This is a genomic window from Microvirga sp. GCM10011540, assembly GCF_042650665.1.
In the GTDB taxonomy this organism is placed as follows: domain Bacteria; phylum Pseudomonadota; class Alphaproteobacteria; order Rhizobiales; family Beijerinckiaceae; genus Microvirga; species Microvirga lenta.
Genome location: NZ_JBHSBQ010000129.1, coordinates 12,266 through 22,524, shown reverse-complemented (window position 1 = coordinate 22,524; position 10,259 = coordinate 12,266). Strand labels below are relative to the sequence as shown.

General features: G+C 69.1%; 10 protein-coding genes. 5 read left to right on the top strand and 5 right to left on the bottom strand.

Annotated elements, in window-relative coordinates:
- Positions 1-122: 122 nt before the first annotated feature.
- Positions 123-1,676, bottom strand: a complete 1,554-nt coding sequence (ffh, locus tag ACFOYU_RS18980; protein WP_377034813.1) for a signal recognition particle protein — start codon at positions 1,674-1,676, stop codon at positions 123-125.
- A gap of 2 nt (positions 1,677-1,678) precedes the next feature.
- Positions 1,679-1,894: a glutathione S-transferase gene (locus ACFOYU_RS18975; RefSeq protein WP_226738237.1), complete on the bottom strand. Its 216-nt coding sequence runs from the start codon at positions 1,892-1,894 to the stop codon at positions 1,679-1,681.
- A gap of 506 nt (positions 1,895-2,400) precedes the next feature.
- On the opposite strand from ACFOYU_RS18975, the gene ACFOYU_RS18970 reads away from it, so the two are divergent.
- Positions 2,401-3,471 (top strand): MBL fold metallo-hydrolase, encoded by a 1,071-nt coding sequence (locus ACFOYU_RS18970; protein ID WP_377034812.1) that lies wholly within the window; start codon positions 2,401-2,403, stop codon positions 3,469-3,471.
- 12 nt (positions 3,472-3,483) lie between these two features.
- On the opposite strand, the gene ACFOYU_RS18965 is transcribed toward ACFOYU_RS18970, so the two are convergent.
- Together ACFOYU_RS18965 and ACFOYU_RS18960 are read right to left on the bottom strand one after the other, a co-directional pair.
- On the bottom strand, positions 3,484-4,044 hold the full coding sequence (locus ACFOYU_RS18965) for a hypothetical protein (RefSeq protein WP_377034811.1): 561 nt from the start codon (positions 4,042-4,044) through the stop codon (positions 3,484-3,486).
- Between the two features lie 25 nt (positions 4,045-4,069).
- On the bottom strand, positions 4,070-4,912 hold the full coding sequence (locus ACFOYU_RS18960) for a GyrI-like domain-containing protein (protein ID WP_377034810.1): 843 nt from the start codon (positions 4,910-4,912) through the stop codon (positions 4,070-4,072).
- 226 nt (positions 4,913-5,138) lie between these two features.
- On the opposite strand from ACFOYU_RS18960, the gene ACFOYU_RS18955 reads away from it, so the two are divergent.
- The 3 genes from ACFOYU_RS18955 to mtaB all read left to right on the top strand — a co-directional run bounded on the left by ACFOYU_RS18955 (position 5,139) and on the right by mtaB (position 8,079).
- Entirely contained in the window at positions 5,139-5,870 is a 732-nt protein-coding gene (locus tag ACFOYU_RS18955; protein WP_377034809.1) for a sulfite exporter TauE/SafE family protein, read from the top strand.
- A gap of 74 nt (positions 5,871-5,944) precedes the next feature.
- Positions 5,945-6,829 (top strand): diaminopimelate epimerase, encoded by an 885-nt coding sequence (gene dapF, locus ACFOYU_RS18950; RefSeq protein ID WP_377034808.1) that lies wholly within the window; start codon positions 5,945-5,947, stop codon positions 6,827-6,829.
- Entirely contained in the window at positions 6,829-8,079 is a 1,251-nt protein-coding gene (gene mtaB / locus ACFOYU_RS18945) for a tRNA (N(6)-L-threonylcarbamoyladenosine(37)-C(2))-methylthiotransferase MtaB (RefSeq protein ID WP_377034807.1), read from the top strand. The genes dapF and mtaB overlap by 1 nt, the downstream gene beginning before the upstream one ends.
- Positions 8,080-8,082: 3 nt before the next feature.
- Here the strand turns inward: mtaB and ACFOYU_RS18940 are convergent, their stop codons facing one another.
- Positions 8,083-8,757 carry an RluA family pseudouridine synthase gene (locus ACFOYU_RS18940; RefSeq protein ID WP_377034806.1) on the bottom strand — a complete coding sequence of 225 codons (675 nt, stop codon included), beginning with the start codon at positions 8,755-8,757 and terminating at the stop codon, positions 8,083-8,085.
- A gap of 70 nt (positions 8,758-8,827) precedes the next feature.
- Between ACFOYU_RS18940 and ftsY the strand changes: the two genes are divergently transcribed.
- Positions 8,828-10,219 carry a signal recognition particle-docking protein FtsY gene (ftsY, locus tag ACFOYU_RS18935; protein ID WP_377034805.1) on the top strand — a complete coding sequence of 464 codons (1,392 nt, stop codon included), beginning with the start codon at positions 8,828-8,830 and terminating at the stop codon, positions 10,217-10,219.
- Positions 10,220-10,259 lie beyond the last annotated feature (40 nt).

Below are 10,259 nucleotides of genomic sequence, written 5' to 3'. Positions count from 1 at the left end.
GTCGTCATTCCCACGAAGGCGGGAACCCATAACCTCCGGCTGGGCCAAGTCTGGCGTCCGGTGCGGTTATGGGTCCCGGGCTCCGCTGCGCGGCCCCGGGATGACGGCGAAACTCTAGAAACTCACTTCTTCTTGCCTCCGAACGGGAAGCCGCCGATTCCCGGAAGACCGGGGATCTTGCCGCCGCCGAGGCCCGGCAGGCCGGGAACGCCCTTCGGCATCGGTGGAAGGCCGCCGGCGCCGCCGGGGAAGTCGGGCAGCTTGCCGCCCATCTGCTTCTGCAGCGCCTCGAGCTGCTCCGGCGTCGGCTGGGGCATGCCGCCCCCGCCGCCGATCCCGAACATCTTGCCGAGCGCGCCGGCCATGCCCTTGCCCTTGCCGCCGCCCATCATCTTCATGACGTCGGCCATCTGGCGGTGCATCTTGAGCAGCTTGTTGATGTCCTCGACCTTCGCGCCCGAACCGGCGGCGATGCGCTTCTTGCGCGACGCCTTCAGGATGTCCGGGTTGCGGCGCTCGGCAGGGGTCATGGAATCGATGATGGCGCGCTGGCGCTTGATGATGCGGTCGTCGAGATTGGCGTTCTCGAGCTGCGACTTCATCTTGGCCACGCCCGGCAGCATGCCGAGCATGCCGCCGATGCCGCCGATCTTCTCCATCTGGGCCAGCTGGTCGCGCAGGTCCTCCAGGTCGAACTTGCCCTTGCGCATCTTGTCGGCCATGCGCTGGGCTTTTTCCTGGTCGAAATTCTCCGCCGCCTTCTCCACGAGCGAGACGATGTCGCCCATGCCGAGGATGCGGTTGGCGACGCGGCTGGGGTGGAACTCCTCCAGGGCATCGACCTTCTCGCCCGTGCCGATGAGCTTGATCGGCTTGCCGGTCACGGCGCGCATGGAAAGCGCCGCGCCGCCGCGGGCATCGCCGTCCATGCGGGTCAGCACGATGCCGGTGACGCCGAGGCGCTGGTCGAAGGCGCGGGCGGTGTTGACCGCGTCCTGGCCGGTCAGCGCGTCCGCCACGAGAAGAACCTCGTGCGGGCCGGTGGCCGCCTTCACCTCGGCGGCCTCGGTCATCAGGGCCTCGTCGACGGTGACGCGGCCGGCGGTGTCGAGCATCACCACGTCGTAGCCGCCGAGGCGGGCCGCCTCCATGGCGCGCCGCGCGATCTGCACCGCCGACTGGCCTGCGACGATCGGCAGGGTGTCGACGCCGACCTGCTTGCCGAGCACCGCGAGCTGCTCCTGCGCGGCCGGGCGGCGGGTGTCGAGGGAGGCCATGAGCACGCGCCGCTTGTCGCGGTCGTTCAGGCGCTTGGCGATCTTGGCCGTCGTGGTCGTCTTGCCCGAGCCCTGGAGGCCGACCATGAGGACCGGCACCGGAGGGGCGGCGTTGAGGTCGATGACGCCCGCATCCGCGCCGAGCATCTCCACGAGCTGGTCGTGGACGATCTTGACCACCTGCTGGCCCGGCGAGACCGACTTGACGACCTCGGCGCCCACCGCGCGGGCGCGCACCTTGTCCGTGAAGGAGCGCACGACCTCGAGGGCCACGTCGGCTTCCAGAAGGGCGCGACGGACCTCGCGAAGGGCGGCGTTCACATCCTCTTCCGTCAGCGCGCCGCGGCGCGTGAGGGACGAGAGAATGTTGGAAAGTTTGTCGGAAAGGCCCTCGAACATGGTTATTCAAATCCTTTCGCGAGAAGCGGCACGTCGCGGTCGGCGAGGGCCTTCTCGAAATGGTCGATGGCGGCCTTGAACTTGTCGCGGCAACCAGGATTGCAGAAGCCGACGACCTCGCCCCGATAGAGGGTGAGCGAATCCGCCGCGATCGGCTTTCCCGACCACGGGCAGGTCTCGTTGACTGCGTCCTCGATGCGCAATGTGTCGTCCGACATCCGTTTCATCCTCTTTCGCCATGGCCGCGCCCGATCGCGGCCGTCCACGCCTTGACCCTAGGTGGAAGGCATGGATCGCCGGCACAAGTCCGGACATGACGACGCCGAGAGAAAGCTCCAAATGGAAGCGCGCCCGAGGGCGCATCGCGCTGTCGGGCGTTGACCTCCAGCCTCTCGGGCTGGTCGGCGGCTCAAATGGGCTCGCTCTACAGATTTGAGGTCAGCCCGTAACGGTGAAACGGGGCAAAGTCAAGGAAAGGGCGTAGATCCGTCATTCCGGGGCGCACCGCAGGTGCGAGCCCGGAACCCAGACCCACTGACGGTGCAAAGTGAGGCGGGACGCTTGCCGCCTCTTCCTGAAACCCTGGCGTTTATGGGTTCCGGGCTCGGCTCTGACGAGCCGCCCCGGAACGACGGCCGAGCGATCCATCAGTCCAGCAACGGACCCTTGCCGATGGCTGTCGCACACCCCACGCTTAAGCATCACTCCAGGAGACAAGCCGCCCATGAACCGCCGCACCCTCCTCAAGGCCCTCGGGTTCCCGGCCCTCGCCGTCACCGGCGTGGTCGGCTGGGCCACGGCCGCCCGTGCCCGCAATCCCTATTACGACGGCCCGGTCACCGACCATTTCGACGGGGTGCGGTTCTTCTCGCCGGGCCAGCCGCAGGACAAGGGGCTGACGGAACTGCTGCGCTGGCAGCTCGGCGGCGGCCGCAAGGACTGGCCGGACGCCTTCCCGAGCCCGTTCCGCGACAAGCCCCCGGCTTCCGTGGACGGCCTTCGGGTCGCGCTGATCGGTCACGCCTCGTTCCTGATCCAGGTGGCGGGGCTCAACATCCTCACCGACCCGGTCTTTTCCGAGCGGGCGAGCCCGGTCTCCTTCGCCGGGCCGAAGCGGGTCAACGAGCCCGGCATCGCCTTCGACGACCTGCCGCCGATCCATGCGGTGCTGATCACCCACAACCATTATGACCATCTCGACCTCGACATGATCGGCCGCCTCTGGCAGCGCAACCGGCCGCGGGTGGTCGCGCCGCTCGGCAACGACACGATCATCCGCAACGAATTCCCCGACATCGCGGTCGAAACCCGCGACTGGGGCCAGTCGGTCGAGCTGGGCCACGGCGTCACGGCCCACCTGGAGCCCGCCTATCACTGGTCGGCGCGGGGCATGAACGACCGGCGCATGGCGCTCTGGTGCGCCTACGTGCTCACCACGCCTTCGGGCGTGATCTACCACGTGGGCGATACGGGCTTCGGAGACGGCAGGATCTTTAACCGGGTCAAGGAGCGCTTCGGGCGCCCCCGCCTGGCGCACCTGCCCATCGGGGCCTACGAGCCGCGCTGGTTCATGAAGCCCCAGCACATGAACCCGGACGATGCGGTGCGGGCGCTTTCCATCCTCATGGCCGAGCAGGCCCTGGGCCACCACTGGGGCACCTTCCGGCTCACCAACGAGGGCGTCGAGGAGCCGATCCAGGAACTGGAGACGGCGCTCCGTGCCGCCGACGTCTCGCCCGAGCGCTTCCGGGCCCTGCGTCCGGGGGAAAGCTGGTCGGCCACGGCCGAGAGCTAGGCCGTCTCCGCCCTATTGCGTGGCGACGCAACGGGTCCGGCTGCTCCTGCGAAGCGCCGTCGATGCGAAGTCGAAGGTCGCGTGGGTCTCGACGGCCGCGCCGAGGCCGGATGCGGCGTATTCCTTGTACGGCTTGCAGTTCCGGGCCGTCCCCGGGCCGGTCTGCATCCAGAAGGTCACGCCCTTGTCGGTGACCTGCGTATCCTCGCCGCTGGTCGTGGCCTCGAACACCTTCCGGCGTGCATCGAGATCGTAGACGACGAGGGACCGGGTCGGACCGGTCCCGCCGTCGAGGACGAGGAACCGGCCCTGAAGGCCCAGGAAGAAGTAGGCGTCCTCGGACACGTCGAGCTCGAAGTCGCCCTTGCCCGCCCTGTAGAGGCAGGGAACCTCGGCATCCGGACGGGCCTTGGCCTTGATCAGAAAATCCATGCCGGCGAAATCCTCCCGCGGTCGCTCGACGACCACGTGGCTGGCGCTCGTGTGGCATGTGGCGGAATTCGCCGCCCGGCCCGGCGAAGGGAGGGCGGCCAGGGCTGCGACGGCGCAGCCGGCCCAGAACCATGGCTTCATGATGCGATCCACCCCGTCGGAGGGGTCATTCCTTCGGCTGGACGTAGATGTTGACCTTGAGCTTGGTGTCCTGCGCATCGGTGAGCTCGGTCACGTATTCCTCCACGAAGGCATCCTTCGACTCGATGTTCTTGGCGTCGAGATAGGCCGTGATCGTCTCGTAGGTGCCGTCGATCTCGTCATAGGCATCCTCGTGCACGAAGCGGAAGGACTTGCCCTCGGGGGTCCTGCCGAACCTGATCTCGGGCGTGAGCTCGCTCTTCCCCTCGGGCACTTGGGCGACGGGAACCATCGCCTGGTAGCGGAAGCCGGTGTCGTCAGTGTGGACGAAGACGGTGAGCGGACGGCCCGTCGGCGCGATTCCGGCCTTCTTCAGCTCGTCCTCGATCCTGGCGAAGGCGCTCTTCAGGTTGGGGAAGCCGTCCTCCCAGCTGCTCCGTCCCTCCAGGACGGCCGCCGGCTTGGCGGCGAGAACGCCTTCCTCCACGTTGGTGGGGTCGCCCGGATTGGGAAACAGGGTCGTGCGCTCGGCGGTCGCGGGGATCGACGGGCTCGGAGCGGCGGGAGCGGCGGGCTGGGGAGCCGGTTCGGCTGTCGCGGGTACTTGGGGTTGAGCGGGCGGCGCCGGGGTCTCGGCCGGTGCGGGGCCGGGGGTCTGGGCCTGCGGAGCAGGCGGCGGGGCAGATTGCGGCGATGCGGCCTGATCCGCGGCCGGTGCAGCCGACGCGGGAGAGGCTGCGGGCGGCGGCACAGGCGAGGACTCCACCGGGGCCGGCGGCGCGGCGGCCGGCGCGGACGGCGTCTGTGCCAGGGCCGGAACGGATCCCAGGGCAAGAAAGGCGATCAGGAAAGTCGAATGCAGCCGCATAGGGAAGGGTCTCACCCGCGAATCAGGAAAGGAGTTGTCGCGCAACAGCATAGGGGGCTTTTTTCGCCCCCGCGAGATCGTCCTGTGCGCAAATCGGGCGGTGCGACCTTGCGGCAGGACGTGAGGTCTGCATCCATAGTTCTATTGGAAAGACCCGGCGCCTCGCCGATTCTGCACCGGCGGCCATCCGGGGCCGCTCCGACAACAGCAGGCCTGCGGCGGTCAGATGATCGACAGTTTCTTGACCTTCGCCCTCATCGGTTTCGTGGCCCAGCTGGTCGACGGGGCTCTCGGCATGGCCTTCGGGGTCCTGTCCACCACGAGCCTCTTGGCCTTCGGCGTGCCGCCCGCCACGGCGAGCGCCGTGACCCATGTGACCGAGATCTTCACCACGGCCGCCTCCGGTGCCTCCCATGTGTTCCACCGCAACGTGAACTGGCACCTCGTCGCCCGTCTGGCGCCGGCCGGCATGATCGGCGGCGCGGTCGGCGCCTACGCTCTCGCCAGCGTCGATGCGGCCTTCATCCAGCCGCTGGTTTCGATCTATCTGGCCGGCATCGGCTGCTACATCGTGTTCAAGGCCATCGGGCCCGTCTGGCCGCGGGAGGTCAAGGACCGGATCGTGCCCTGGATCGGCGCGGGCGGAGGTCTGCTCGACGCCATGGGCGGCGGCGGATGGGGGCCGATCGTCACCGGCTCCCTCATCGGGCGCGGCCACGCGCCCCGGCAGGTCATCGGCTCGGCGAACCTCACGGAATTCCTCGTCACCACCACCATCTCGGCGACCTTCATCATCGCCCTGGGCTGGTCGGAGCTGAGCTCCGCCGCGGGCCTCATCGTCGGCGGCGTGCTGGCCGCGCCGCTCGGCGGCTTTCTGGTCAGCCGCATTCCGACCCGCCCGCTCATGATCGGGGTCGGCCTCATCATCATCGCGACGAGCATCCCCCGGATCTTCTGAACCGGAGCCCCCGTTGCCGCAGGCTCGTTCGACACCCCTCGCGGTCCCGCGATTTTTGGGCCATATACGGGCCCATGAGCGCCCTTGCGAACAACCGTTTCCTGAAGATGAACGGTCTCGGCAACGAGATCACCGTGCTCGACCTGCGCGGCACGGCCTTGCGCGTGAGCGCCGCGGAGGCCCGCGCCATCGCGGCCGATCCGCGCTCGCGCTTCGACCAGCTCATGGTGCTGCACGACCCCGTCACGCCGGGAACCGACGCCTATATGCGCATCTACAACACGGACGGCTCCGAATCCGGCGCCTGCGGCAACGGCACCCGCTGCGTCGCCTGGGCCATGGTGGCCGATCCGGTCATGAGCCGCCCCGTGGGCGACGGGCTCGTGCTGGAAACCATGGCCGGCCTGCTCCCCGTGGAGCGGGTGTCGGATATGGTCTTCACCGTCGACATGGGACCGCCCCGCCTCGCCTGGAACGAGATCCCCCTGCGCGACCCCTATCCGGACACCCGCACCATCGCGGTCGAGGCCCGGCTGCCGGAGGCTCCCGAACTTCAGGGGCCGTCGGCCGTCAGCATGGGCAACCCCCATGCGATCTTCTGGGTGAAGGACGCGAACGCCTACGACCTCGCCGCCATCGGCCCGAAGCTGGAACGCGACCCGGTCTTTCCGGAGCGCGCCAACATCTCGTTCGCGCAGGTGATCGACGCCGGGCACGTGCTGCTGCGGGTCTGGGAGCGCGGCGCCGGCGCCACCCGCGCCTGCGGCTCCGCCGCCTGCGCCACGGTGGTCGCAGGAGCCAGGAGGGGTTTGACGGAGCGCAAGGCAACCGTTTCGCTTCCCGGCGGCGACCTCCTGATCGCGTGGCGCGAGGGCGACGACCACGTGCTCATGACCGGCCCCGTGGAGCTCGAACACGAGGGCACTTTCGCCCCGGCCCTCTTCGCAGGCGCCGCCTGATGGCCGTGGAGGTCGTCACCTTCGGCTGCCGGCTCAACATCACCGAGTCGGAGACCATGCAGCGCCACGCGGAAAGCGCGGGCCTGGGCGACGTCGTGATCGTCAATACCTGCGCCGTGACCGCCGAGGCGACCCGGCAGGCGCGCCAGTCGATCCGCCGCATCGCGCGGGAACGGCCCGAGGCGCGCATCGTCGTCACCGGCTGCGCCGCGCAGGTGGAGCCCGAGACCTTCGCGGCCATGCCCGAGGTGTCGAAGGTCCTCGGCAACGAGGATAAGATGAAGCCCGAGACCTGGGCCGCCGTGCGGGATTTCGGCATCGCCGCCACCGAGAAGGTCGCGGTCAACGACATCATGGCCGTGCGGGAGACCGCTCTTCACCTGATCGAGGGATTGCGGGGCCACACCCGCGCCTTCGTGCAGGTGCAGAACGGCTGCGACCACCGCTGCACCTTCTGCATCATTCCCTATGGTCGCGGCAATTCCCGCTCGGTCCCCATGGGCGCGGTGGTCGATCAGGTGCGCCTGCTCGTGGAGCACGGCTCCCGCGAGGTGGTGCTGACCGGCGTCGACATCACCAGCTACGGCGCCGATCTTCCCGGCGCGCCCAGGCTCGGCGCGCTCGTGAAGGCCGTGCTGCGCCACGTGCCGGAGCTGGAGCGGCTTCGCATCTCCTCCATCGACTCGGTGGAGGCCGACGAGGATCTCCTCGATGCCATCGCCAACGAAAAGCGCCTCATGCCGCACCTGCATCTCTCCCTGCAGGCGGGCGACGACATGATCCTCAAGCGCATGAAGCGGCGGCATTCGCGCGACGACGCGATCCGGTTCTGCGATCAGGTGCGCTCCTTGCGCCCCGACATGGTATTCGGGGCCGACATCATCGCGGGCTTCCCGACCGAGACCGAGGAGATGTTCTCCCGCTCCCTCGACATCGTCGCGGAATGCGGCCTGACCCACCTCCACGTCTTCCCGTTCTCGCCCCGCCCCGGCACCCCGGCAGCGCGGATGCCTCAAGTATCCCGCGACGTGGTGAAGGACCGCGCCCGGCGCCTGCGCGAGAAAGGCGAGGCCGCGCTTCTCCGGCATCTCGACGCCGAGGTCGGCGCCACGCGCAACGTGCTGATCGAGCTGAACCGGATCGGCCGCACGGAAAGCTTCACGCCGGTGCGGTTCTCATCGGCCGTGGAGCGCGGCGACCTGAGGCCGGTCACGATCACGGGACATAACGGGCGGGAATTGGTGGCGTAGGGCTCAGCCGCCGCAGGCCACGACCCGTTCCCGCATATGCTCCGGCACCGGCGCCTCCACGACGATCGGGGGCTTCTTCGGGTAGAGCGGCACCGTTACGCTGCGGGCGTGGAGATGCAGGCCCGGGCCGCCGAAGCGGGGCGCGGTGCCGTAGATCGGATCGCCCAGGATCGGCCAGCCGGACGCCTGGCAATGGACGCGCAGCTGATGGGTGCGGCCAGTGACGGGGCGAAGCTCCAGGAGCGTGAGCCCCTCCCCGCGCCCCAGCACCCGCCACCTGGTCAGCGAGGGCTGGCCCTTGGGATCGACCTTCATCCACCAGCCGCGATCCGGCGATTTCGGCGCGAGCGCCAGGTCGATCTCGCCCTCGTCCCCGGCGGGCCCACCTTCGACCACGGCCCAGTAGACCTTGTCGATTTCGTTCTTCTTGAACAATTCGTTGAGCCGGGCAATCGCCTTGGGGTGGCGGCCGAGAACCAGGCAGCCGGAGGTATCCTTGTCGAGACGGTGCGCGGCCTCCGGCTTGCGCGGCAGGCCGAAGCGCAGGGCATCGAGATGGTGGGTCAGGGTCTCGCCGCCCTTCGGGCCCGGATGCACCGGCAGACCGGCAGGTTTGTCGATCACGAGCATCAGGGCATCGCGATACAGCAGCTTCGACACTATCTCTTCCGCATTCATGGGGCCTCGGCTATCGAGGCCTGCGCGTTAAAGCAAGCAGCAAACCTCAAAAGGCGAGACCTAAAGAGCCATGGCCGAAACGAAGCCCGACAAGCCCGGATTCCTGTCCCGCCTCTTCGGGCGCAAGGCGGAGCCCGCCGCGCCGACCGAGCCGGTCCCGCAGGCTCAACCCGCGCCCCAGGAGCCGACGACGGAGCCGGAGACGCCCCAGGCCGGGGGCGAGCCCGAGGCCATGCCGTCCCCGCCGACGACCGGCGCCGACGACCTTTCGGCCGCGCCCGCCACCGTCACGAGCGCCTCGCCGGACACCGCCCAGGAGGCGAAACCGGCGCCGGAACTCGCCGGGGCCGATCTCCAGCCCATCGAGACCGTCGATCCCGAGGGCGGCGGCCCGCGCGAACCGATTCCCCGGCCCGCGCCCGAGCCGGAGCCGACACCGCCCGTCGCGGAGGCGGTGGCCGCGCCCGTGGAAGCCGCGCCTTCCGTGGAGATTGCGCCTCCCGCCGAGGTCGCACCTCCCGCCGAGGTCGCGGCCCAGGCCGAGAAGCGGGGCTGGTGGCAGCGCCTCACCGAGGGCATGCGCCGCACCTCCACCTCCCTGTCGGAGAGCGTCACCGGCCTCTTCACCAAGCGCAAGCTCGACAGCGCGACCCTGGAGGAGTTGGAGGACGCCCTCGTCCAGGCCGATCTCGGCGTGCCCACCGCCATCCGCATCACCGAGGCGATTTCGGCCGGCCGCTACAACAAGGAGATCTCGCCCGACGAGGTGAAGGCGATTCTCGCGGGCGAGGTCGAGAAGACCCTGGTGCCCGTCGCCAGGCCCCTGTCGGTCGACCGGTCGAAGAAACCCTTCGTGATCCTCATGGTCGGCGTGAACGGGGCGGGCAAGACCACCACCATCGGCAAGCTGTCGCAGAAGTTCCGGCAACAGGGCCTCAAGGTCATGCTGGCGGCGGGCGACACCTTCCGGGCCGCCGCCATCGAGCAGCTGAAGGTCTGGGGCGAGCGGGTCGGCGCGCCGGTCCTCACCCGGCCGCAGGGGTCGGACGCGGCGGGCCTCGCCTTCGACGCACTGCAGGAGGCGAAGGCCAACGGCACCGACGTGCTCCTCATCGACACGGCGGGCCGGCTCCAGAACAAGGCCGGGCTCATGGCCGAGCTGGAGAAGATCGTGCGCGTGATGAAGAAGCAGGACGAAACCGCCCCGCACGCCACCCTGCTCGTGCTCGACGCCACCGTGGGCCAGAACGCGGTGAGCCAGGTGGAGCTGTTCCAGAAGGCGGCGGGCGTGACCGGCCTCGTCATGACCAAGCTCGACGGCACGGCGCGGGGCGGCATCCTGGTGGCGCTCGCGGCCAAGTTCGGCCTGCCGGTCCACTTCATCGGCGTCGGCGAGGGCGTGGAGGACCTGGAGCCTTTCGAGGCGAAGGATTTCGCCCGCGCCATCGCAGGAATCGAGTGACGGGAGGATGGCTCCTCGCGTCATTCCCGGCAGCCCGCAG

Excerpts from the sequence above, each read along its gene's own strand:
- ffh (WP_377034813.1), bottom strand. The coding sequence starts at position 1,676 with ATGTTCGAGGGCCTTTCCGACAAACTTTCCAACATTCTCTCGTCCCTC.
- ACFOYU_RS18975 (WP_226738237.1), bottom strand. The coding sequence starts at position 1,894 with ATGTCGGACGACACATTGCGCATCGAGGACGCAGTCAACGAGACCTGC.
- ACFOYU_RS18970 (WP_377034812.1), top strand. The coding sequence starts at position 2,401 with ATGAACCGCCGCACCCTCCTCAAGGCCCTCGGGTTCCCGGCCCTCGCC.
- ACFOYU_RS18965 (WP_377034811.1), bottom strand. The coding sequence starts at position 4,044 with ATGAAGCCATGGTTCTGGGCCGGCTGCGCCGTCGCAGCCCTGGCCGCC.
- ACFOYU_RS18960 (WP_377034810.1), bottom strand. The coding sequence starts at position 4,912 with ATGCGGCTGCATTCGACTTTCCTGATCGCCTTTCTTGCCCTGGGATCC.
- ACFOYU_RS18955 (WP_377034809.1), top strand. The coding sequence starts at position 5,139 with ATGATCGACAGTTTCTTGACCTTCGCCCTCATCGGTTTCGTGGCCCAG.
- dapF (WP_377034808.1), top strand. The coding sequence starts at position 5,945 with ATGAGCGCCCTTGCGAACAACCGTTTCCTGAAGATGAACGGTCTCGGC.
- mtaB (WP_377034807.1), top strand. The coding sequence starts at position 6,829 with ATGGCCGTGGAGGTCGTCACCTTCGGCTGCCGGCTCAACATCACCGAG.
- ACFOYU_RS18940 (WP_377034806.1), bottom strand. The coding sequence starts at position 8,757 with ATGAATGCGGAAGAGATAGTGTCGAAGCTGCTGTATCGCGATGCCCTG.
- ftsY (WP_377034805.1), top strand. The coding sequence starts at position 8,828 with ATGGCCGAAACGAAGCCCGACAAGCCCGGATTCCTGTCCCGCCTCTTC.